Consider the following 23,813-nt stretch of genomic DNA (forward strand, 5'->3'; position numbering starts at 1 on the left):
TTATATTATCTACTTTGGACATACATAAATATCTTCAGAAGCAAACACTGGCACAACAGTATAGCTTACATTACCAGCAAGTTTTACCTGCCTGCATACCAGCTTATAATCATCATAAGAAAGCATACCTTTACCTAAAAATGATTTAGACTGCAGCTTCATTATAACTGCCTTTTCATTACCCATAACTTTTACAGCATTTTCTGCAATACTGCCAATAAATGCGGCAGTCTCTACCCTGCCTAGTTTCTGCTCACTGCTTATTTGTTCAAAATAGCCCATAACTGCAAAATAATCTGCACCTGCTGATTTTAAGGTAGATAGTTTCTGAGAATACCATGCCATAGCAGCCGCCTCATCTACTGGTGTTTCATAATATACATTTGCTGCAAACTTTATTTTAGGATTTACTGTTTTTGCTTTCTCTTTTAACTCTTTAAATAATAAGGCAAGCTGACTGCTTTTCCATTCCGCCCACACATAAAACTCATCTTTATATTCTGAAAAAACTTTCCTGCCATTATATTCCTTTATGCTTTTAAAAAAATTTTCCTTTTTAACATCTATCCCAGTTTCTTCTTTAAAAAGTGCAGCCGCATATTTATCACTGCCTTCTGTATATTTTATTATAAAATCATCCTGAAAAAGTATTCCGTCTATTTCATATTTTGCTAAATCTTCAAACAGGTTAAGCAGAGTATCCCGCACATCTTTCTTAAATATATTTGCACCATAGCCTGTAACATCTTTGCCCTCTGCACTTAAACTCATACTCATATTCTCTGCTGTTTTTAAAAAGGACAGTGAACGGGTTGCCATCCATGCATAAAGTTTAATATTATTTTTATGGGCATAATCTACCATATCTTTTAATAGATTATTGACTGTGCAGGCATACTTTGTTTCAAAATATACACCACTTTCACATGTTACAGGCATATTCAAATGGCTTCTGTCTTTGCTGTTATGAAATACTCTAAAAAAAACAGTATTAATGCCTTTTGACTTTGCTTCCTTAAAAAATAAGTCAATATTGTCTTTGTATTTTTCATCAAGAACAAATACCTGTGCTCCATTGATTAAATATATACTTTCACTGGAAAGGACAGTTTCACTATAAGCTGAACTAAAAGACAAAAATATAAATATTAATACTGCAAATTTCTTCATATATTTAGTTATTTTTAGTAACAATTGGTTTTATTTTAAATTCAGATGCTACTTTATTTGCTTTCTGCTGTGCCTGTTCCTTTGTAGCACTTACACCAAGACGAACTCTATACCATGTTTTGCCATCTATACTTACCTGTTTTATAAATACATCTGGGTATTTACTTCTATATTTTGCTGCCTCTTTTTCTGCAGCATCTCTTGACTGCACTGCCACAAGCTGCACTACGAAAGCTCCAGTCTGTGCAGGTGGTGCAGTTTTAACTGTTTCTTTGACAGGTGCAGGTTTTGTTTCCTGCTTTGGTTTTGCCTGCTCTGCCTGATTTGTATTTTCTTTTGGTTTTACAGTTTCTTTTGGTTTAGCGGTTTCCTGCACTTGTTTATTTTCCTGCGGTTTTACCTGCTTAGAAGCAGGCTCCACTGGCTTTTCTTCCTGTAATACTGGTGCTGGAATAGGTGATATATTATCCTGATATAACACTGCTGTTTCTGTATTATTCTGTTTTGGCGGTGTAACTGTTGTGCGGATATTATTTTCATCAGGCATAACTTCATCAGCAGTTTCCCCCATAGATGTAAAAGTTAAAGTATCACCTTCCTGCGGATTAGTTGTTACTTCCTTTGGTCTTTCATTAGCAGCAATCTCAGGCTCTGGACTGCTGGAAAATACTTTCCCTGTTAAATATGCTATGCCATATATTGTAATGCCAAAGCATATAAGCACTACAAATATAATTAAAATCATATCCCTGAATGAATTTTTATTTTCTTCTGTCATAATACACCTACATTTTTTCAGGTGCAGAAACACCTAATATTTCAAGCCCTGTTTTAATAGTCACAGCAACAGCTTCACATAATGAAAGTCTGCCTGTTGTAAGATCTTTATCTTCAAGATTTAATATTTTATTACTGTAATAATATGAATGAAATGCTGCTGCAAGCTCCTGTAAATGATAAGCAACTCTGTGTGGCTCTAAATGGACTGCTGCAAGCTCAATAACATATTTTAACCTTATCATATTTTTTATAAGCTGTATTTCTTCAATGCCAAGAGCTTTCTCTAACCCTGCTCCCCTTTCATATTTTATGCCTTTATCTTCTGCATTTGCAATTAAACTGTGCACCCTTGCATGTGCATACTGAATATAATATACTGGGTTGTCATTTGATTTTGATTTCGCTAAATCTATATCAAAATCAAACTGAGCGTCATGACTTCTCATATTATAAAAAAATCTTGCTGCATCAATTCCTACTTCATCTATAAGATATGAAAGTGGAATAAAATCGCCACTTCTTGTAGACATACTGATTTTTTCACCATTCTGTATTAAATTAACCATTTGGATTAATGAAACTTTAAATGTAGATACATCATGGTCTAAACACTCTAATGCACTCTGCATTCTTTTAATATAGCCGTGGTGGTCTGCTCCCCATATATCTACTAAATATTCATATCCTCTGTCATATTTATTCTGATGATATGCAATATCTGGTGTAAAATAAGTATATTCTCCAGTAGATTTTCTTAACACTCTGTCTTTATCATCACCCATACTGGAAGTATTAAGCCATAATGCTCCATCCTGCTCAAAAGTTTTACCAGATTTACTTAATTTTTCAAGTGCTTTATCTATTAAACCCTGTTTATAAAGGCTTTTTTCACTGAAATAATTGTGAAACTCTACTCTAAAATCTTTTAAATCATCATCTATATTTTTCTGAATAGTTTCCACAGCTGTTTCAAGACATAACTCTAATGCTTCTTTTTTATCAATATCTAATATATCTTTTCTTTGCCTTAAAAGAGCTGCTGATATATCTTTTATATAATCTCCATGATAGCCTGTTTCTGGAAATGGTGCTTCTTCTGCTCTGCCTAGCAGCTCCGCATATCTGGAATATACACTTAATGCCAGATTATTCATCTGGTTGCCTGCATCATTAACATAATATTCTCTTGTTACATCGTAGCCAGACATGGAAAGCACTCTTGCAACAGAATCACCATAAGCTGCCCCTCTGCCATGACCAATATGCAAAGGACCAGTTGGGTTTGCACTAACAAACTCTACCATTGCTTTTTTATTTCTGCCTGTATTATTATGAAAATATTTTTTATTGTTAATAATATCCATAACAGTTTCAGCAAAAAAGCATTTTGAAGTTTTTATATTTATAAATCCGGGACCTGCAATTTCCACAGACACCTGCCCATTCATTTTTTCAACTAATGCACTGCATATTTCTTCTGCTATCATTTTTGGGTTTTTCTTTAAAAAACGCACAAGCTGCATAGCAGCATTACATGCAAAATCGCCATGTTCTTCTTTTTCTGGTATAACAAGTGTAAAAGAAACTTCTTCTGATACACCTGCTTTATTCAGCATATCTTTTACTATTTCATCAATGATTAATGTAAGTTTTTCTTTCAAGTATATACTCCTTAAAATAAATTAAAACGGGGGATAAATCTAGTATATAAAAAAGATACTGGACTTACCCAAAAATTTTATATTATAAGTCATTTTGAGCCTGATTTTTTACAGGCAAAAAATCTAAATTATATATATTACAGTAATGCATAATATATTACAGTAATGCATAATATATTAAATCATCTGCTTTTTATATACTTCGCCCTATAACTCTCACTATGACAAGTCAAGAAGCAGGATGCTTCATCTAAAAGTGAGCGATAGACGAACTTATTTCGGCAGAGCGTGTTTTAAAAAATACAAGGATGTATTTTTTAATATAAATTTATTAAGATACTTCGCTTTGCAGGCTCAGTATGACATACTGTTTTCGCATTATCAGTCATTTTGAGCCTGTTATAACAGGCGAAAAATCTAAATTATATATATTACAGCAATGCATAATATATTAAATCATCTGCTTTTTATATACTTCGCCCTATAACTCTCACTATGACAAGTCAAGAAGCAGGATGCTTCGTCTGAAAGTGAGCGATAGACGAACTTGTTTCGGCAGAGCATGTTTTAAAAAATACAAGGATGTATTTTTTAATATAAATTTATTAAGATACTTCGCCTTGCAGACTCAGTATGACATACAGTTTTCGCATTATCAGTCATTTTGAGCCTGTTATAACAGGCGAAAAATCTAAATTATATATATTACAGCAATGCATAATATATTAAATCATCTGCTTTTTATATACTTCACACTATAACTCTCACTATGACAAGTCAAGAAGCAGGATGCTTCGTCTGAAAGTGAGCGATAGACGAACTTGTTTCGGCAGAGCGTGTTTTAAAAAATACAAGGATGTATTTTTTAATATAAATTTATTAAGATACTTCGCCTTGCAGACTCAGTATGACATACAGTAGTTTTCATGCTGTAAGTCCATTATATTTCAAGCTCTGCATAATATGCAGCTGTCGCTTATATTCGCACTTTTTTATTATTATTTTAAATATTCTTCTACATCAATGCCAGCGTCGCGGTATTCATTTAATTTGTTTCTTAAAGTTCTAACAGTTATACCCAATATTTCAGCTGCTTTTGTTCTGTTGCCTGATACATCCTGCAAAGTTTTAAGTATTAATTCCTGCTCCACATCTGCAATAGTTCTGCCTACTGCATTATCAACTTTATGTTCTTCTGCACTATATTTTGCTTCCTTTGCATCTTTTTCTGCCTTTTCTTCTTTTATAATATCTTTTATATCTTCCTTAGGGTTTGATTTAAAGCCAGCTATTGTTATACCATGCAGAAATAAATCTTTTGATGTAATTTCAGTAGTTTTTGAAAGAACAACTGCTCTTTCAATAGTATGTTCAAGCTCCCTTACATTGCCGGGCCATTCATAGCTTTGCAGTGTTTTTAAAGCATCATCTGAAAGCGGTTTCACTGGTTTTTTATTAATTTCTGAATATTTTTTTATAAAAAATAAAGATAAATCTGCCACATCTTCTTTTCTGTCTCTTAATGGCGGAAGCTCCATACTGATAACATTAAGCCTGTAATATAAATCTTCCCTGAAAGAGCCTTCTTCACTCATTACTTTTAAGTTTCTATTAGTTGTAGCAAGCACCCTTGTATTTATTTTAGAAGGCTTTAATGCACCAAGCCTTTCCACTTCCCTTTCCTGCAGCACTCTTAAAAGTTTTGCCTGTAAATGCAAAGGAATTTCACCAATTTCATCAAGCAGGATTGTGCCGCCGTCTGCTGCTTCAAATTTACCTATTTTTTTATTAACTGCACCTGTGAATGCTCCTTTTTCATAACCAAAAAGTTCACTTTCTATTAAGTTTTCTGGTATTGCAGCACAGTTTACTGCTACAAATGGACCTTTTGCATGGCCTGAATTTTCATGAATAAATCTTGCAAGTACTTCTTTACCTGTTCCTGATTCACCAGTGATTAATACTGTTGCTTCGCTTTCTGCCACATCTTTTGCCAGCGAAAAAATATGCTCCATATAAGCACTTTTATAAACAGTGCCTTTTTTACTGTTATCTTCCAAAGGCACATTTCCTGCTGCACTGCTCTGGCTTCCTGCAAGCTCAAATGTTCTTCTTATTAATTCTTCTATCACTTCTGGTGAAAATGGCTTTAAAATATAGTCATAAGCACCTATTTTTAATGCTTCTACTGCACCTGTAACAGAGCCGTAAGCTGTTACGAAACAGACTGGTGTTTTTATGCCTGTTGCCTTTAACATTTCAAACATAGAAAGACCGTCAATTTCAGGCATACGCATATCGCTTATGATTAAATCATATACTTTCTTCGTTGCTTTTTCAAACCCAATACGGCCATTTTCCGCTGTATCAACTGATACTCCAAGCCTTAATACAGTTTCTTTCATAGCTTCCCGCATATTGTCATCATCATCAACTATTAAAATATTCTTATCAATCATTATTTTCTCCACCAGATACCGCATATTCAGCAGACGGCAGTATTACTGTAAACATTGTATAATCTTTACCATTGCTTTCTGCTGTAATGTCTCCTCCATGCACTTTTATAATTTTATATGATATAGAAAGACCTAAACCAGTGCCTTTTGCTTTTGTTGTTTGAAAGGGCATAAAAAGACGGGAAAGCATATCTTCATCTATTCCACAGCCATTATCTCTAATATGCAAAACAGTTTCCTTTTCTGTCATTTCAGATGTAACAATTATTTCTCCACCTGTGCTGACAGCATCTACTGCATTGCCTATTAAGTTCATTATAACCTGCTTATACATATCTTCATCGCAAAAAACAATGTGTTCTTCATCAAGTTTATTAACAACTCTGACTTTCTTGTCTCTTATTATATGCTGCAGATAAAGCACTACCTCATCAACAATATCTACAAGCACATGCTTAGATGGATTTATTTTAATTTCTTTTGCAAAAAGCAGAGTGTTGCTTATCACAGCATTAATAGTGCGGACACCTTTTATTATGGAAGTTGTAAGCCGTTTTTTATCAGGATACTGCTCTAAATCTCTTGCTAAAAGTGATGCATAAAGCTCAATAGAGCCAAGCGGATTTCTAACTTCATGGGCAATATTTGCTGCCATTTCACCCATGATGCGAAGCCGCTCATTTCTCTGCTTTTCCTGCTCAAACTTTTTAAGCCTTGTAATATCATCCATTACATATACAAAGCCTTCAGAATCTTCTGATTTTAATGCACTGACACTGAGCCTGAAATATCTTCTGCCCTCATCATCATAGTCATGGACACCAGTTGTATGAAATGAGCTTAATATACTAAAAACTTTATCATAACCAAGCTCTTCTATTAACTCTTTTGCCCGTCTGTTTTTTAAAAACACGCCGTTTTTATTATCCTGAGCAATAATAGCAGAGTTTGTATTATCAAGCACAGAATCTAAAAGACCTTGTGTATGCTCTAATTTTTTCTGCAAAAGAGCATAAGATTCTTTTAAGCTTTCTGTTGTTCTATTTACAGCATCAACAACTTCTTTTAACAGCTGGACATCAATATTTTGTATGTCTGACAATTTATCACCTTACCACACATTATTTATTAAGATTTTTACGCCATTCATCTTCTTCCATCTCACCTTTTGCGATGCCTGCATATATGCTTGATGGAATATTTGATATAATATCATTATAATAATTATATCCACGCTGAATATCGCCCATATTAATAAATGATTTACCAAGATAGTATAAAGCTTCTGCCCGCCTGTCATCTTTTTCCTTATAGCTGTCTGTAAACTGTTTTAATGGAATAACTGCATTTTTAAAGTCATTTTTTCTGTAAAAAATTAAGCCTATATCCATATAAACATTATTGCTGCCCTCAAACCTTGCACCTGCATCCTGCCTGATAGTATCATATATACTCATAAGGATTTGCTGGCGTTTAGCATCACTTGGTATATTTTTCGCAAGAGAATATTTTAAGCTCAGTGCATATTTTTTATCTCTTGTATATTTATCAAGCAGTGACACTGCCATATCAGTATCAAGCTGTTCTAATTCGCTTGTAATATATTTAAATGTATCTTTATCAAAGCTGTTAACATCTGCTTTTAAGTTTTTGTCCCCTAAAAGATAGCCAAGCACAGCATAATTCATATTAGCAGGATTTGGTGTAATTTCTGCATAAAATGTTCTTGCTTTACTTGGTGAGCCAAGCCTGTAAACACTCATAGCAACCATAGTTTTTATTTTATCTTTAAAGGCTTTATTATTCCATGAGCTTATCCAGTCAGAATTTGCATCATAAAGCTGCACAACAGATGGATAATCAAGAGATTTATATGACTCTTCCAATGGTTTAAGCATAGCATTTTCTAATATTGCAGAAACTTCTTTCCTGTATTTGCCATTTTTAAATTTCTCAAAATATTCTTTAGCACCTGCTCTTGCTGCAGGGTAGTTTTTAGAGCCGTATATTACATTAATATCTTTATATGTGGCTTCATCAAGCAGAGCTTCCCACCTTGCCTTATCTCCATATTTTTCAGGGTCTGGTGAAGCAAGCTGTGCTTCTGCAAAAGAAATTACACTTTTATAATCATTATTTTTATAAATGCCGTCTATTTTTCCATATTTTATTTCATTAAGCATAATATCTGTTCTTGGTTTATATTTAGAGTCTGGATATTCTGTATTAAACCTGTTTATAAGCGGCTCTGCTGTAATATAATCTTTTTTATTATATACATCAGAAAGCTGAGCAAACATATAATCTTCTTTTATAGTGTTTAGCTCTTCATAATACCTGCTTTCAGGATACATGCCTAAAAAGTTTGATATCATATCAACAGCTTCTGCCATTCTGTTTTCTTTATACAGTGTTTTAATAAGCATATATTTTGCCTGCTCATGCAGTCCGTAAGAATCTGGCCTTGTAAATAAATCTTCAAAAAACTTATTCCAGTATTCATAAGGTTTTGTATTTAAGTATTTTTCTGCATATTCAATAGTTGCTCTTTGACCGCTTTCTCTATCAGGATAAAGCTGTTTAAGCCTTAATAAAAGCTGGTCTGCATCTGTATCTCTGCCAGTTTTATGCAGTATTGATGCTGACCTGAAAATTGCAGTGTTAGCTGATGAATCATCTGGATATTTTTCATATATATATGTATAAAGTTTTAATGCATTATCCAGCCTGTTCTTTTTATAAAAAGTATCTGCCACAGCATTAAGGCGTGCAAGAGTAATATCTGGATTATTTAAAAGCTCATCAATATTTAATGTGGAAAAATATTCAAAGGCTAAGTTTTCTTCATTCATATCATAATACATCTGCCCAACTTCCCCATTAATCATATTCTGGTCTGTTTTAAAATTGCGAAGATATGAAAGATATGTTTCTATTGCTTTCTCAACCTGACCTACTTTTTTATAAAGCTCTGCCATTTTTTTCAAAGCATCTCGTTTTGTTTCTAAATCAGGCACTGTATTATATATTTTTAAGTATGTATTTATAGCTTCAAACTGCTGGTTTGCATCAACTTTTGCTTCTGCTGATTTAAGCAGAGCATCAGGAGTGCGGAAGTTATCAGGGTAAAGTTTTACAAACTCATCAAATATTTCATAAGCACTTGTATAGTAAAGCCCGTCATACTGCCCCATTAAAAGATATGTTTCACCAAGCTTATATATGGCTTCCTGCTTATAAAACTCATTTTGAGTAGAAGCAAGTATCTGCTGCAGCACCTGTGCTCCCTGCCCAAACTGCTTTGATGCTATATATCTATCTGCCTGGTCAAGCATATCCTGCATATTTTTATCTTCAAGCCCTTGAGATTTAGTAGACAGCAGCGGCTTTGCTACACCATAGCTTGAAAGAGTATCTTCGTTAGTTTTAGATTTTGTTGCGATAATCTTAATACCTGTAGTATCATTAACAATAGAAAATTCTGCGTCAGGCTTAATATTGATTACAAAACTACTGCCGCTTCCATGTATGCTTGATACATAGTCATCATTAATATCTTGAGAAAAAGGCTGCTTAATACTGCTTTGAAATGATATAGTTACCTGATTTGTGCCTTTTTCAATGTTTTTGATATTCTTTTTATCAAGTTTTAAATATACTTCTGTAAAATATTTATCCTTTCTTAAAAAAAGCTGCTGAGCATAAAGACTGCTGAAACTTATCATAAGGATAATTATTACTAAACAAAACTTTCTCATCATAATACATAATACTACATATTTTCAATAATATTACAAGAAAAACTTTAATACATTTATGATTTTTCTATAAACTTTATCGTCAGATTTCCAAAATTAATATACATATAAAAAAATTTTAAAGATATTTTTATATTTTAATTGAATATTTAAAAATCTTTTGCTAAACTTCTCAAATGAAAACTTTAAAAGATTTACGAGAAGAAATTGATAATATAGACAGCCAGATACTGGAACTTTTAAATAAGCGTGCCGTCTGTGTTATCAAAGTTGGCGAAATTAAGAAAAAGGAAGGCTCGCCTGTATGGGTTAATTCCAGAGAAGAGCAGATATATGCCCGCTTAAAAGAAGAAAATCAAGGTCCATTTCCGCAGCATTCTTTAAGAAATGTTTTTCGTGAGATAATGAGTGCATCTTTATGTTTAGAAGAAGAAGTGCGTGTTGCTTTTTTAGGACCTGTTGGCACTTTTTCTAATTTGGCAGCAGTTAAAAGGTTTGGTCAGTCAGCAAAACTTATCCCTGTTAGAAATATTGGCGAGATATTTCAGGGGGTGGAAAAAGGTCATGTGCATTATGGTATTGTGCCTGTTGAAAACTCTCTTGAAGGTGCAGTTAACCAGTCCCTTGATATGTTTATGGACAGCGATGTTATTATTATGGGGGAAGTGTATGTGGAGATTGCAGAAAATCTGCTTAATAAAACTGGCAGAAAAGAAGATATAAAAAAAATATATTCTCATCCAAGCCCACTAGGGCAGTGTTCAAAATGGCTTGCTAAAAACTTTCCAGATACAGAGCTTATTCCATGCGAATCTACTGCACTTGCTGCAGAAATGGCACAAAATGATGAAACAGTTGCAGCAATAGGCAGTGAGCTTGCAGAAGCAGTATATAATTTAAAAGTTATAGAAAGGCATATAGAAGACGGAGCAGGTAACTTTACAAGGTTTGTGGTTATTGGCAAAAATCATCAGGAAGCAACAGGTAATGATAAAACATCATTAATGTTCAGCGTTCACCATAAATCAGGTGCTTTATATGATGTGCTTGAAATATTTAAGCGTGGCAGTATTAATATGACCACTCTTGAAAGCAGGCCATCTAAACAAAAACCATGGGAATATCTTTTTTATACAGATATAGATGGTCATAAAGACAGCCCTGAAATAAAGAAAGTATTAGATGAGTTTATAGAAAAAACACCTATTGCAAAAGTGCTGGGTTCATATCCAAAAGGAGAATTTTAATTATGGCAGATTATAAATCATTAGTATGGGATGGGCTGTTAGAGCTATCAGCTTATGTTCCGGGCAAACCAGTAAAAGAGCTTCAAAGAGAGCTGGGGATAGAAAAAGTTATAAAACTTGCATCTAATGAAAATCCTTACGGAGCAAGTCCAAAAGCAACAGCTGCTTTAAAAGAATATGAAAAGGAAATAACAAGGTATCCAATAGGCGACAGCTTTTATTTAAGAAATGAAATTGCAAAATTTCATAATGTTGATATTGATAATATTGTATGCGGTGCAGGAAGTGATGAAATTATCCAGCTTTTATATATGGCATTTTTGTCAACTGATACCCATGTGGTTGCACCAAGTCCATCTTTTTCTGAATATGAGCTGCTTGCCCGCAGTTTAAAATCAAGCTGCAGATGGGTGGAAACAAACAAAGATTTTTCTATTAATTTTGATAATATATTAAATGCTGTTAATAATGAAACACGCTTTATTATGCTTGCAAATCCTAATAACCCAACAGGCACTCTTTTTGGTGAAAAGGCATTTACTGATTTTATGGACAGGCTTTCCCCAGATGTGCTTGTTGTGCTTGATGAAGCATATATTGAATTTGCAGAGGGAGAATATCCTGATGCATTTATGCTTATGAAAAAGTATAATAACCTTATGACTATGAGAACTTTTTCAAAAGCTTATGGGCTTGCATCTATCAGGTGTGGTTATTTAGCAGCAGATAAAGAATGTATATCATTAATAAACAGAGTTCGTCCGCCTTTTAATGTAAACTCAGCTGCTCAAATTATTTGTGCAGAAGCAGTTAAAGACCAAGAGCATATTAAAAAAATTGTGGCTTTAAATAAAGCAGGCAAAGAATATATATATAAAGAAATCACTGCTATGGGTTTAGAGTATGTAAAAACTGATACAAACTTTATGCTTATAAAAGTGGGTGATGGCAGAAAAGTTTTTGATGACTTATTAAAAGAGGGTGTTATCGTAAGATTTTTAGGCGGCAGCAGATTAAAAGAATATATCCGAGTATCAATAGGGCTGGATGAGGAAAATAAAACATTTATCAGTGCATTAAAAAAAGTTTTAAATAAGTAATAAAGATTTTAGGGAGTTATACTATGATTATTGTAATGAAACATGATGCTTCAAAAAAAGAGATAGGCAATTTAACTGACCATTTAACAACATGTGGTTATAGACTGACTATTTCTGAAGGGGTAGAAAGAACAGTTATTGGAGCAATAGGTGATGAATCACTTTTAAAAGGCAAACAGGTGCAGACATTCCCTGGTGTTGATGAGATTATTCCTATCTCTAAACCATATAAACTTGTAAGCCGTGAATTTAAAAAAGAAGATACTGTTATTGACATAAAGGGTGTTAAAATAGGTGGCAAAGAACTTGCTGTTATGAGCGGACCATGCTCTGTGGAAAGTTTAGAACAGGCACACACTATAGCTTTGAAAACAAGTGCAAAAGGCTCAAAAATATTAAGAGGTGGTGCATATAAACCACGCACAAGTCCATATTCATTTCAAGGTATGGGACCAGAAGGCTTAATATATTTAAGAAAAGCAGCAGATGAGTTTGGTATGATTGTTGTTACAGAGCTTACAGACCCGCGGGATTTAGACATTGTTTCAGAATATGCAGATATTATTCAAATTGGTGCAAGAAATATGCAGAATTTCCGTCTGCTTCATGAGGTGGGAGCTCAGGAAAAACCAGTTCTTTTAAAAAGGGGCATGAGTGCTACTATAAAAGAGTTTTTATTAGCAGCCGAACATATAGCAAAAGAGGGAAACTCTAATATTATTCTTTGCGAAAGGGGTATTAGAACTTTTGAAACATATACAAGAAATACATTAGATTTAGCTTGTGTTCCTGCAATTAAAAGCCTTTCTCACCTGCCTATAATTGTAGACCCAAGTCATGGAACAGGCAGAATTGAATGTATTGGTCCTATGGCTCTTGCTGCTGTTGCAGCAGGTGCAGATGGTTTAATGCTTGAAGTGCATCCAAATCCAGATGAGGCATTAAGTGATGGCGACCAGTCACTAACACCAGACCAATACTGTGAAGTAATAGATAAAGTTGAAATTATTGCAAAAGCAGTAGGCAGGGAAATTGCAAAATAATTATGTATTTTAAAAATATAGGAATTGCAGGTTTAGGTTTAATTGGCGGCTCTTTTGCCAAAGCCTTTGCCTGCAAAGGTATAAAAGTTTACGGTTTTGATGTAAATAAGTCAGTGCTATTTCATGCAGTTGAAAGCCGTATATTTGAAGGGGTAACTGATGAGTTTGAAAAATTTATTAATTTCCCCCTTGATTTACTATATATATGTATTCCTGTTCAGTCAGCAGTTTGTTTTATTGAAATGCTGGGGCAGGCAGAATATAAAAAAGCTGTAACAGATGGCTGCAGCACAAAAACTACTATTTTAAAAGCTGCAAAAAATAATAATCTTTACTTTTGCGGCGGTCATCCTATCAAAGGCAAAGAAACAAGCGGGTTTACAAATTCAGAACAAGATTTATATAATGGTGCAAAACATATACTCACATCTATGGGGTATCATGAGCTTGATAATGCTCTTGAAGAACTGCATAAGTCTATAAATATGCAGGTATGTAAAATGACAAGTTATGAACACGATACAATTTTTGCCAATATAAGTCATCTTCCACATTTAATATCTTTTTGCTTAATGGATACTGTTTTAAATAAAAATAAGGAAGCACTTTCATTTGCAGGGGGTGGGTTTAGAGATTTTACCCGTATTGCTGCAAGCGATGCTTGGATGTGGAGCGATATTTTTATGGATAATAAAAAAGCTTTGCTTGAATGTGTAGAAAATTTAGAAAAAAATATTACTATTTGGAAAAATATGATAAAAGATGATAATAAAAAAATGCTTTTTGATAAAATAGAAGAAGTAAGTGGAGAACGCAGGAAGCTCTAATATAAAAATACATCTAATAAGCAAATTACAGATGTTTTTATTTTGTATATTAATATAACTTTTTGATATTGTTTTAAACAGCTTGCAGTTTTTAGAATATTTTATTTGCAATAACTTTTACATATCTGGTTAAATTTGCTAGTTTTAATAATCTAGATACTTCGCCTTTGGCTCGGTATGACATTATTGCAATGTGTTTTGAACTTACCTAAAAAAGTTGGACTAATCCATAAAATGAGCTTATATGGAAAGAAAATATAGTTATGAGTTTAAAAATTTAAAGTAAATTAAGTCATACTGAGCTTGAAATATAGCGAAATATCTATAAACACGGATAGTTTAAATATATTATAGACTGCTGTAATATATATAATATGAGATTTTTCGCCTGTAAAATCAGGCTCAAAATGACTTCAAGGACAAAATTTTTAATAGGAGATTAATTATGATTACATTTGATAAATGCAAATGTTTTAAAGGAAATATAAAAGTTCCAGCAGATAAATCTATTACACATAGAGCAGTAATTATGGGAAGTATGGCAGATGGTGTTACTGTTGTAAGAAATCCACTTATTTCAAGAGATACTCTTGCTACTATGAAGATTATGCAGCAGTTAGGGGTAAATATTGTAAATGAGACTTCAAGACTGCTTATACACTCAGAAGGTGTTAAAAATTTCAAAGAGCCTTATGATATTTTAAACTGTGATAATTCAGGTACAACAGCTCGTCTTGTTATGGGTGTGCTTGCACCATGCAGTTTTTATTCAGTTTTATCAGGGGATGCATCACTTTTACGCAGACCAATGGCAAGAGTGATTAACCCGCTTGCAAAACTAGGTGCTGTTATTAAAGCTAAGGATAATAATAAATTACTGCCTGCAACAATACTTCCTGCTGACATGAAAGCAGGGGAGATTACTGCTGAAACAAAATCTGCTCAGGTAAAAAGTGCAGTGCTTTTAGCTGGGGTGCAGTTAGAAGGAGCTGTAAGCTATATAGAAAAAACAGCAACACGGGACCATACAGAAAGAATGTTACAGGCTTTTGGTATAAAATGTGAAAATAATGATGGAAAAATAACTGTCCATGGTGGCAGTCTGCAATATACCCAGCTTGATGTTCCTGCTGATTTTTCTTCTGCTGCATTTTATATTGGTGCAGGGCTTATTTTTGAAGGTTCTGAAATAGTTATAGAAAACTGTGGTTTAAATCCAAGCAGAACAGGACTTTTAAATGTTTTAAAAGATTTAGGTGTTGATGTAAAATATGAAATCACAAGCAATGAATATGAACCAATAGGCAGCATATATATAAAAAGTGCAAAAATAAAAGGCGGAAAAGTAAGCGGTGATATTATTGCAAATATGATAGATGAAATTCCAGTATTGGCAATGATTGCTCTTTTTGGTGAAGCTCCACTTGAAATTAGAGATGCAAAAGAACTTCGTGTTAAAGAATCAGACAGGATAGCTGCTCTTATAAATAATTTTAGAGAGTTAGGAGCAGAAATAGAAGAATATGAAGATGGATTAAAAATATATCCACTTACAAAAGAGCCTGAAAAAGCAAAACTTTTAGCTTATGATGACCACAGAATATCTATGGTAAATATTATTCTTGCTAAAAAGTTTGGCATAAAAGTTCTTATGGATAATATTGCATCGCTTGATGTTTCATATCCTGATTTTATTGGTGATTTATTATCACTGGAAGAAAAATAATTAAGGTGAGATTATGCAGGTAGCAATAGACGGACCAGCAGGAAGCGGTAAAAGCTCAGTATGTAAAATAATTGCAGAAAAATATTCTCTTACATATATTGATACTGGTGCAATGTATAGAAGCATAGCATGGATTAGTATCCATTTTGGAGAAGATAACCTTGTAGAAAAAGCAGGAAATACAGAGTTTATTTTAGAAGATAATGGAAGAAAAATATCTGTAAAATATGATAATAATGTATATGATTTAACAAAAGAAATACGCATGCCTGAGATTTCTGCTAAGGTGGCTTTTGCTGCATCAAACAGGGACATTAGAAAAATTTTAGTGAAGAAACAGCAGGCTTTTGCAGAAGGCAGTGATGTAATTATGGAAGGCAGAGATATTACTACTGTTGTGCTTCCTAATGCTGATATTAAAATATATTTGACAGCAAGCCCAGAAGAGCGGGCAAAAAGACGCTTTAAAGAATGGGAAAGTATGGAACAAAATGAAGAATATGCAAAAGTATTAGAAGAAATAAAAAAACGAGATGAAATGGATATGAGTAGAAAAGAAAGCCCGCTTTTACAGTCAGAAGATGCAGTTTTGCTTGATACAACAGGGCTTTCATTAGAGCAGGTGGCAGATAAAATTGGAGAAATGATAATATCTTATAAAAATAAAAAATAAAAAGTAATATAAAATATTCTATTTTATTTGCCAAATGAAAAAAATTAGTATAAAATAACAATCCATACCATAGCTGAAAAGGAGCATTAATGGAGATAATGGTTGCACGCTATGCAGGTTTTTGCTTTGGTGTTGAGCGTGCTATTGATATAGTAAAAGATGCTGCAAAAGAATACTCATCAGTAGTAACTTTTGGTCCTATTATACATAACCCGCAGGTTGTAGGGGAGCTCAAAGATGCAGGAGTTGCAACTGTTAAATCTCTTGATGAAGTATCAAAAGATATGTCTGTGGTAATAAGAAGCCATGGTATAGAAAGGAAAGAAGCAGAATTTCTTATAGAAAATGCTGGTAATGTGGTAGATGCTGCCTGTCCTTTTGTAAAAAAAGCACAAAGAGCTGCAGCAAGGTTATCTAAAAGCTGCGATTATATAGTTATCCTTGGGGAGTCTGACCATCCAGAAGTAAAAGGTATTGTCAGTTATATAGATATTCCCTATAAAGTTATAGAAAGTGCAGAAGAAGTTGATGCACTTGATTATGTGGAAAAATATGGGTTTTTAGCCCAGACAACACAAAGCATAAGCATATTTGAAAAAAGTGCAGAAAAATTAAAGCAAAAATGCAGCGAGCTTTCCATAGCACGAACAATATGCTCAGCTACTGAAAAACGGCAGGAAGCTGCTATTGAAGTAGCATCAAAAGTGGAAGTAATGATAGTGGTCGGCGGTAAAAACAGTGCTAACACTACAAGGCTCTACCACCTTTGTAAAGAGATTTGTCCACATACTTATCATATAGAAACAGTTTCAGAGTTATCAGTAGAAATGTTTCAAAATATAAGTAAAGTTGGGCTTACAGCAGGAGCAAGCACTCCTGTATATCTGCTTGAAAAGGTGCGTGAATACATTTTAGAGGTCGCAAGATGAGTAATGAAAACAGACAAAACGAAGAACGCATGGAAGATTTTGAGTCATTTTTTGAAGAGTCTCTCCAGCAATATCACACAGGTGCAGAAGTTAAAGGCACTATTGTAGAAATCAAGGGGGATACTGCTCTTATTAATTTTGGCTACAAAACAGAAGGTGTAGTTAATCGTTCAGAATTAGAAGATGAGAATGTTGGCGATGAAGTTGAACTTAGTATCGTTAAAATGAATAATAACGGCGTTTTTCTATCAAAAAAAGCAATCAACGCTAAAGGCGACTGGAGTGCTATTAAAGAAAAAGAAAATAACGGTGAACCTGTTGAAGTTAAAATCACAGAATATGTCAACACTGAAAAAGTAAAAGGATACCGTGGCAAAGTTGGAGAGATTGAAGCATTTATCCCAGAAACACACATTGATATTCATTTAAAAAATATAGACCCTGCAAAATTTTTGCATAAAACAGTTCTTGCAAAAATATTAAAAGCACATGGTGGTAAAAGACAGTCAATTTTAGTTTCCCCTCGTCAGTATTTATCTGATGAAGCAAAAAAATTAAAAAGCGAATTTTTTGAAAAATATAATGTTGGCGATAAAATAAAAGGTGCTGTTAAAACATTAAAAGATTATGGTGCATTTATCAGTCTTGGCGGTATAGACGGATTTCTGCATAAAAATGAAATGAGCTGGGGCAGAGTAAAAAATCCTGCAAAATTTTTAGCAGAAAATGATGTTTTAGAAGTTGTGATATTAGAAATTGATAAAGCGGCTGGTAAAGTTGCTGTTGGTGTGAAACAGCTGCAAAAGGACCCATGGGATGATGCTGCAAAAAATTATCCAGAAGGCTCTAGTGTGAAAGGCACTGTAGTTGCAAGAAAAAGAGCAGGCTATGTTGTAGAAATTGCTCCAGGTATTGACGGATTTGTTCCAAACGAAGAAATCGGCTGGCTTAAAAACACTAAATCTACTTTAAACATTAAAGATATAGTAGAAGGCAGAGTTACTGGCTATGATAACGAGCGTAAAAGAGTTATTATGAGTGTTAAAGATTTAATAGATAACCCATGGAAAACTTTAAAAGAAGAAAATCCAGAAGGCTCTATTGTAAAAGGGACTATTAAAAATATAACTGATTTTGGCTTATTTGTAGATTTTGGCAGCTTTTTAGATGGTTTAGTTCGCAAAGGCGATATATCATGGAGAGAAGAGCCTGCAAATTTAAATGAGCTATACAGTGTAGGTGATGTAGTTGAAGCAAAAATTTTACACATTGATGAAAATAAAGAGCGTATCAGCTTAGGTATTAAACAGTTAGAAGTAAACCCATGGAAAGAAGTAACAAAACTTCTGCCGCAGGGTAAAGCAGTTGAAGTAAAAATTACAGCTGTAAATAAACAGGGGCTTGAAGTGGAACTTCCGCTTGAAATGAAAGGTATTATTTTTGCAAGTGAATTAGACCCTGCAAAAGCATCTTTAGACCAGTATAATGCAGGCGATACTGTAACCGCAACAGTTATCAAAACAGATAACAAAGAAAAACAGGTTATTCTTTCTATTAAAAAATATCTGCAGGATTCAGAACGCAGAGAAACAAAAGAGTATATGAAAAAAATGGAAACAAATATTGAAACAGGCTTTGGAAATATTTTCATGGATAAATTTGATAAATAGATTAGTTTATGTATAAACCATCAATAAAGGGCTTAAAGTGATTTAAGTCCTTTTTATATTATCAAAATATACATTCAATACTTTATTTTCAAATAAGCAGTATTTAATTATTATCTAAAATTTTATATTTCCAATTTACTATACTAATCGCTTAATTTTAAAAATACAGTGTCTTCATAAAGCTCTGCACAGTTAGACGAAGGATATACGGGCATACTTTCAATTAGTTTTTTTAAGTCATCAGGTGCACGAGATATATCTTTATTAATTATAATGCTGTTTAGTTTAATTTTTTCAGGAAGCCCCATAAGTCTTAAAAAACCATAAATTCTATGCGGCATTAATCTGCCACAACAGAAAAAAGAAGTATAAGCTAATGAGCCAGATGACTGTTTTAAATAATGTTTATTAGGTGTAATGCTTCCATAAAATGCTATCTTATATTCACCTTTAAATATTTCTGGATATTTTGTATATATAATATCAAGTATTTTAGCAGCTGTCATTTTATCCTGTTCATACATAAGTTTGGCTGTGTTTTGGAGTTTTATATTACTTGATGTATTAACTGATATAATTATCAATGCAAATATCACAGCAATGCTTTTTAATATATTATTATCCTTAAAAATATATAATAGTAAAAATATAAATGCTGGAAAAATAGCAAGTGGTGTCCTTGTTCTTTCAGTATTAATATTACCCATTAAAATTATTAAAGAATAAACAGCTAAAATAAAAAGAATAGATAAAAATATAAAAAATAATCTTTCTTTTATTTTTTTGAAATTAAACACTGCATATAAAACTGTTACAGCAGTATATAAATAAAACCATATATTAATAAATATAAATTTAGTTATTTTAATAATTATTTCTTTATAATCAGCATTATCTATAACCCAGAGAATTTGGTCAGTAAAATAACTTCTTATTTTTACTGTACCCATTTTATAAACTATATAATATATTATAAGTGATACTAATAATATCAATGTGCTTTTAATAATTAACATAAATGCTTTTTCTATATTTTTATCATTTATAAAATTAAGTATTACATTTAACATCATAACAGATAAAAAGACTGATACATTAGATTGATAAGATGAAACACCAATAAAAAGCAAAAACACAGCAAGTAAATACATAAAAATATTTTTATTATTTTCTATTAATCTAAATGCTGCAGCAGCAAATAATAAGCCAATAAAGTTATAAGCAGATTGAAAAAAGAAATGCTGCAAATATGTAAAATAAGTGGAGCTTATAAAAATAATAATAAATAAATTTTTTCCAGTGTTAGATACATTATGGCGGGATATTATTATAAGGGCTGCAAAGATTAATGATATAACACCAGTAAGCTGAGAAATAATATTGTATGAAAGAAAAGGAAATAAATTATGTAATATTAATGACCCATAACGCTGCATTACAAACTGTTCAGTATAAGGACCATAAGCAGAATCTACTCCAAATTTAAAGGTGAATATGTCTATGGAATTAATTAATATGCCAGAAATAAAAGATATTATTAAAACATCCCTATATTTTTTAAAAAATTCCTGAATATTTATTCCTGTATTATATATGCTTGTATTAACTTTTTCTAAGCATTTATACATTGCCTGCACCTTTATTAATAAAATCAAGGGGATTATATCATGGGGGGGGGAATGTCAATAAAAATATTTATTTTGGACTTATCCAAAAAAATTGGACTAAGTCATTTTGAGCCTGATTTTTAAAGGCGAAAAATCTAAATTATATATTAAAGCAGTGTATAATATATTTAAATTAGTTTATTCTTTTAGATACATTGCATTATCACTCTTAGTAAGACACGGCAGCAGATTCATTAAGACAATGCAGGGACAGGAAGTCCCGTCTGAAAGTAAGCGACGGAAGCATTTACTGCGACCAAGCGTAGTTTTTCAAATTCAAGGGGAGTGTTTTTTGCGATGCAAGGACTTTCCGAGCGAGTAGTGATGGAATCAAAAGTCCGTAGCTGGACAGTATTTGAAAATAAAAGATAAATTAAATTACTTCGCCTTTTACTTTCAGTATGACCTAATTTATTTCATAAGCTCTTTATATGGATTAGTCTAATTTTTTTGGGTAAATCCATTTTTGTATTACAAGAGATAATATTCCGCAGTTAAATTTATAGTTTATTTATTTCCCTATTGCTTTTTTCATATATTATTGCAATATTATATAAGAATTTAAGCATAAGGGTAAAATATGAATATATTAATAGCAGTAATAGTTCTTGGAGTGCTTGTGTTTGTCCATGAATTTGGTCATTTTATAGTGGCAAAATGGGCTAATGTATATGTAGAAAAGTTTTCAATAGGTTTTGGACCAGTGCTTTTAAGAAAAAAATATGGCGAAACAGAGTATGTGCTTTCTGCTCTGCCACTTGGCGGATATGTAAAAATGTATGGTGAGCAGAATGATGATGAGCCGGGACTTGAAAATTATGACACGACAAAAGAAGGCCGTTCCTTTAAAGATAAATCAGGCTGGCATAAAGCTGCTATTGTTTTTGCAGGCCCGCTTTTTAATGTAATTTTTGCAATACTTATTTTCTGGGGCTTATATATGACTGGTATTCCGTCATATTCTGCTGTTATTGGCACAGTAGAATATGGCTCTGTTGCAGAAAATGCAGGGCTTAAAGCAGGGGACAGAATAGTAGCTGTTGATAATGAAAAAATCCGCTCGTGGAATGAATTTGTTTCTATTATAGCAGATAAGCCAAATGAAAAAGTAACAATTACACTATCAGATAACAGACAGATAAACTTAACAATTGGTGAAAAAGAAGTTGCAGATATTTTTGGAGATAAAGAAAAAATCGGCTCAATAGGTGCTTCACTTCAAATAGATGCAGTTATTGGAGAAGTAATGCCTAATATGGCAGCAGCAGAAGCAGGACTTTTAAAAGGCGATAAAATATTATCAATTAATGGAGAAGAAATATTATCTTGGAATGATTCTGCTGATTTAATAAGAAGTAAGCCGGGGCAGGAATTAATGGTAATAGTCGAAAGACAGGGTAAAGAACTGCCGTTTAAGTTAACACCAAAACCCACAGAGCAGGGCAGCGGCGAAAATAAAAAAACAGTTGGTTTAATAGGTATAGCACCAATAGATGGCGATATAAATGTCCGTTATGGTCCAGTAGATGCAATGGTAATGGGGTTAGAAAAATCCTATGAGCTTACAAAAATAATATATCTTGGCTTTGCAAAACTTGTGCAGAGAGAGATACCCGCAGATTCTCTTGGCGGGCCTATATTGATTGTAGAAACTGCGGCTCAGTCAGCAGAATCAGGCTTTTCAGCACTTTTAATATTTATGGCTGCAATAAGTATAAATTTAGCAGTATTTAATCTGCTGCCTATTCCTGTATTAGACGGCGGTCAGCTTGCAATAATTGGAGCAGAGGGTATCATGGGAAGACCACTTGGAGAAAAAGCCCTTGGAGCATTTCAAATGTTTGGACTGCTTGTTATAATATCTTTAATGGTATTTGCCTTTTATAATGATATAATGCGTTTGATTAAATAAAAGCTGGACTTACAAATTTTGTGTATCAGTCATTTTGAGCCTGATTTTTAAAGGCGAAAAATCTAAATGATATATTAAAGTAACATATAATATATTTAAATTATATACTTTTTAGATACTTATTCTTATCACTCTAAGTAAGACAGATAAGCAGGTTTATTAAGACAATACAGGGACAGGAAGTCCCGTCTGAAAGTAAGCGACGGGAGTATTTATTGCGACTAAGCGTAGTTTTTCAAATTCAAGGGGAGTGTTTTTTGCGACGCAAGGAATTTCCGAGCGAGTAGCGATGGAATCAAAAGTCCGTAGCTGGACAGTATTTGAAAATAAAGAATCAATTAAACTACTTCTCCTTATCACTATCAGTAAGACAGGGAAGTATTCTCAGTATGCCTGTTTTTTTTCATTTAAGAGATGGGAATTGTTTTGCATAAGACATAATGTCTGTAAAATATTCACCTGATAATATTTTAATAATAAACATAGTAATATCTTCAATAGATATTCTGCCTGCATCTGCATGCCACTGTTTAAATGCCATAGTTAGTCCGCCTGCAATAAAAGAGTTTGCAACACTATCACCAACAGAAATAGAACCCCGTTCATACATAATTGTTTTATCAAGATGTTCTTTTAATATATCGGCTAATATGCCGCCTAAAACTTCACTGGAATAAAGCTGAGCAAGTTTCTCATCTTCTGTAATACCAAGTAAGAAAAATAATATTAAATCGTATAATGAATTAACACCGTTAGTTTTTGCCTGCTGTCTCCATTGACTAAATGTTTCTGCCAGATAAAATCTGATAACATCTTCTTTTGTGCCAAAAAGAGAATAAAATGTCTGGCGGGAAATACCTGCATGTGCACATATCTCTTTTATTGAAACATCATAATAAGACCTTTCCATTAGTATATCAAAAAAAGCTTCTGCTATTATCTTTTGAGACTTAACCGCTGTTTTATGTTTGCCTTTATACATATTGTAACCCCTATATAAGAAAGCAACTAAGTTATTATTAGATATATATTATAAAGTAAAAAAATATTTTTATCAATAGTTATAATGTCGGATATTAATATACAAATGTAGAAATTGTATTAAAATCATAAAAAAGAAAATTTGTTATAGTAAAAAAAATGATATAGTATATAATCAGCACTTGAAAGAATACATATAAATATGAAAGA

The 23,813-nt window shown here is 32.8% G+C and carries 17 protein-coding genes; 9 read left to right on the plus strand and 8 right to left on the minus strand.

Annotated features, from left to right (window positions below):
• Positions 1-9: 9 nt before the first annotated feature.
• The 6 genes from N508_RS05640 to N508_RS05665 all read right to left on the minus strand — a co-directional run bounded on the left by N508_RS05640 (position 10) and on the right by N508_RS05665 (position 9,831).
• Positions 10-1,170 (minus strand): poly-beta-1,6-N-acetyl-D-glucosamine N-deacetylase PgaB, encoded by a 1,161-nt coding sequence (locus N508_RS05640; RefSeq protein ID WP_023275432.1) that lies wholly within the window; start codon positions 1,168-1,170, stop codon positions 10-12.
• Between the two features lie 4 nt (positions 1,171-1,174).
• On the minus strand, positions 1,175-1,948 hold the full coding sequence (locus tag N508_RS05645) for an SPOR domain-containing protein (RefSeq protein ID WP_023275433.1): 774 nt from the start codon (positions 1,946-1,948) through the stop codon (positions 1,175-1,177).
• A gap of 7 nt (positions 1,949-1,955) precedes the next feature.
• Positions 1,956-3,611 (minus strand): arginine--tRNA ligase, encoded by a 1,656-nt coding sequence (gene argS, locus N508_RS05650; protein ID WP_023275434.1) that lies wholly within the window; start codon positions 3,609-3,611, stop codon positions 1,956-1,958.
• A 998-nt stretch (positions 3,612-4,609) separates the two neighbouring features.
• Positions 4,610-6,070, minus strand: coding sequence for a sigma-54-dependent transcriptional regulator (locus N508_RS05655; protein WP_023275435.1), 1,461 nt, complete (start codon positions 6,068-6,070; stop codon positions 4,610-4,612).
• Entirely contained in the window at positions 6,063-7,172 is a 1,110-nt protein-coding gene (locus tag N508_RS05660; protein ID WP_023275436.1) for a sensor histidine kinase, read from the minus strand. The genes N508_RS05655 and N508_RS05660 overlap by 8 nt, the downstream gene beginning before the upstream one ends.
• Before the next feature lie 19 nt (positions 7,173-7,191).
• Positions 7,192-9,831 (minus strand): tetratricopeptide repeat protein, encoded by a 2,640-nt coding sequence (locus tag N508_RS05665; RefSeq protein WP_023275437.1) that lies wholly within the window; start codon positions 9,829-9,831, stop codon positions 7,192-7,194.
• 173 nt (positions 9,832-10,004) lie between these two features.
• Between N508_RS05665 and pheA the strand changes: the two genes are divergently transcribed.
• From pheA to N508_RS05705, 8 genes are all read left to right on the plus strand, one after another.
• Positions 10,005-11,075: a prephenate dehydratase gene (gene pheA, locus N508_RS05670; protein WP_023275438.1), complete on the plus strand. Its 1,071-nt coding sequence runs from the start codon at positions 10,005-10,007 to the stop codon at positions 11,073-11,075.
• 2 nt (positions 11,076-11,077) lie between these two features.
• Entirely contained in the window at positions 11,078-12,175 is a 1,098-nt protein-coding gene (gene hisC, locus N508_RS05675; protein WP_023275439.1) for a histidinol-phosphate transaminase, read from the plus strand.
• Positions 12,176-12,198: 23 nt separating this feature from the next.
• Positions 12,199-13,218, plus strand: coding sequence for a 3-deoxy-7-phosphoheptulonate synthase (aroF, locus tag N508_RS05680; protein WP_023275440.1), 1,020 nt, complete (start codon positions 12,199-12,201; stop codon positions 13,216-13,218).
• 2 nt (positions 13,219-13,220) lie between these two features.
• Positions 13,221-14,045 (plus strand): prephenate dehydrogenase, encoded by an 825-nt coding sequence (locus N508_RS05685; RefSeq protein ID WP_023275441.1) that lies wholly within the window; start codon positions 13,221-13,223, stop codon positions 14,043-14,045.
• A 445-nt stretch (positions 14,046-14,490) separates the two neighbouring features.
• Positions 14,491-15,771: a 3-phosphoshikimate 1-carboxyvinyltransferase gene (aroA, locus tag N508_RS05690; protein ID WP_023275442.1), complete on the plus strand. Its 1,281-nt coding sequence runs from the start codon at positions 14,491-14,493 to the stop codon at positions 15,769-15,771.
• Between the two features lie 13 nt (positions 15,772-15,784).
• Positions 15,785-16,444 carry a (d)CMP kinase gene (gene cmk / locus N508_RS05695; protein ID WP_023275443.1) on the plus strand — a complete coding sequence of 220 codons (660 nt, stop codon included), beginning with the start codon at positions 15,785-15,787 and terminating at the stop codon, positions 16,442-16,444.
• An 89-nt stretch (positions 16,445-16,533) separates the two neighbouring features.
• Positions 16,534-17,373, plus strand: a complete 840-nt coding sequence (ispH, locus tag N508_RS05700) for a 4-hydroxy-3-methylbut-2-enyl diphosphate reductase (protein WP_023275444.1) — start codon at positions 16,534-16,536, stop codon at positions 17,371-17,373.
• A complete protein-coding gene (locus N508_RS05705; protein WP_023275445.1) occupies positions 17,370-19,043 on the plus strand; it encodes a S1 RNA-binding domain-containing protein in 1,674 nt (557 codons plus the stop codon). The genes ispH and N508_RS05705 overlap by 4 nt, the downstream gene beginning before the upstream one ends.
• Before the next feature lie 143 nt (positions 19,044-19,186).
• Here N508_RS05705 and N508_RS05710 read toward each other — a convergent pair whose 3' ends face one another.
• Positions 19,187-20,671, minus strand: a complete 1,485-nt coding sequence (locus N508_RS05710) for a glucosyltransferase domain-containing protein (RefSeq protein ID WP_023275446.1) — start codon at positions 20,669-20,671, stop codon at positions 19,187-19,189.
• Positions 20,672-21,290: 619 nt separating this feature from the next.
• Between N508_RS05710 and rseP the strand changes: the two genes are divergently transcribed.
• Positions 21,291-22,622 carry an RIP metalloprotease RseP gene (rseP, locus tag N508_RS05715; protein ID WP_023275447.1) on the plus strand — a complete coding sequence of 444 codons (1,332 nt, stop codon included), beginning with the start codon at positions 21,291-21,293 and terminating at the stop codon, positions 22,620-22,622.
• 403 nt (positions 22,623-23,025) lie between these two features.
• Here the strand turns inward: rseP and N508_RS05720 are convergent, their stop codons facing one another.
• The gene (locus N508_RS05720; RefSeq protein ID WP_023275448.1) at positions 23,026-23,604 is read right to left on the minus strand and encodes a TetR/AcrR family transcriptional regulator; all 579 of its coding nucleotides are present in this window, start codon (positions 23,602-23,604) and stop codon (positions 23,026-23,028) included.
• Between the last annotated feature and the right edge of the window lie 209 nt (positions 23,605-23,813).

This window comes from Mucispirillum schaedleri ASF457 (assembly GCF_000487995.2).
Taxonomy (GTDB): Bacteria; Chrysiogenota; Deferribacteres; order Deferribacterales; family Mucispirillaceae; genus Mucispirillum; species Mucispirillum schaedleri.

What these genes read in the sequence shown, in the direction of transcription:
- N508_RS05640 (WP_023275432.1), bottom strand. Translation starts at nt 1,170, where the DNA reads ATGAAGAAATTTGCAGTATTAATATTTATATTTTTGTCTTTTAGTTCA.
- N508_RS05645 (WP_023275433.1), bottom strand. Translation starts at nt 1,948, where the DNA reads ATGACAGAAGAAAATAAAAATTCATTCAGGGATATGATTTTAATTATA.
- N508_RS05655 (WP_023275435.1), bottom strand. Translation starts at nt 6,070, where the DNA reads ATGATTGATAAGAATATTTTAATAGTTGATGATGATGACAATATGCGG.
- N508_RS05665 (WP_023275437.1), bottom strand. Translation starts at nt 9,831, where the DNA reads ATGATGAGAAAGTTTTGTTTAGTAATAATTATCCTTATGATAAGTTTC.
- pheA (WP_023275438.1), top strand. Translation starts at nt 10,005, where the DNA reads ATGAAAACTTTAAAAGATTTACGAGAAGAAATTGATAATATAGACAGC.
- hisC (WP_023275439.1), top strand. Translation starts at nt 11,078, where the DNA reads ATGGCAGATTATAAATCATTAGTATGGGATGGGCTGTTAGAGCTATCA.
- aroF (WP_023275440.1), top strand. Translation starts at nt 12,199, where the DNA reads ATGATTATTGTAATGAAACATGATGCTTCAAAAAAAGAGATAGGCAAT.
- N508_RS05685 (WP_023275441.1), top strand. Translation starts at nt 13,221, where the DNA reads ATGTATTTTAAAAATATAGGAATTGCAGGTTTAGGTTTAATTGGCGGC.
- aroA (WP_023275442.1), top strand. Translation starts at nt 14,491, where the DNA reads ATGATTACATTTGATAAATGCAAATGTTTTAAAGGAAATATAAAAGTT.
- cmk (WP_023275443.1), top strand. Translation starts at nt 15,785, where the DNA reads ATGCAGGTAGCAATAGACGGACCAGCAGGAAGCGGTAAAAGCTCAGTA.
- ispH (WP_023275444.1), top strand. Translation starts at nt 16,534, where the DNA reads ATGGAGATAATGGTTGCACGCTATGCAGGTTTTTGCTTTGGTGTTGAG.
- N508_RS05705 (WP_023275445.1), top strand. Translation starts at nt 17,370, where the DNA reads ATGAGTAATGAAAACAGACAAAACGAAGAACGCATGGAAGATTTTGAG.
- N508_RS05710 (WP_023275446.1), bottom strand. Translation starts at nt 20,671, where the DNA reads ATGTATAAATGCTTAGAAAAAGTTAATACAAGCATATATAATACAGGA.
- rseP (WP_023275447.1), top strand. Translation starts at nt 21,291, where the DNA reads ATGAATATATTAATAGCAGTAATAGTTCTTGGAGTGCTTGTGTTTGTC.
- N508_RS05720 (WP_023275448.1), bottom strand. Translation starts at nt 23,604, where the DNA reads ATGTATAAAGGCAAACATAAAACAGCGGTTAAGTCTCAAAAGATAATA.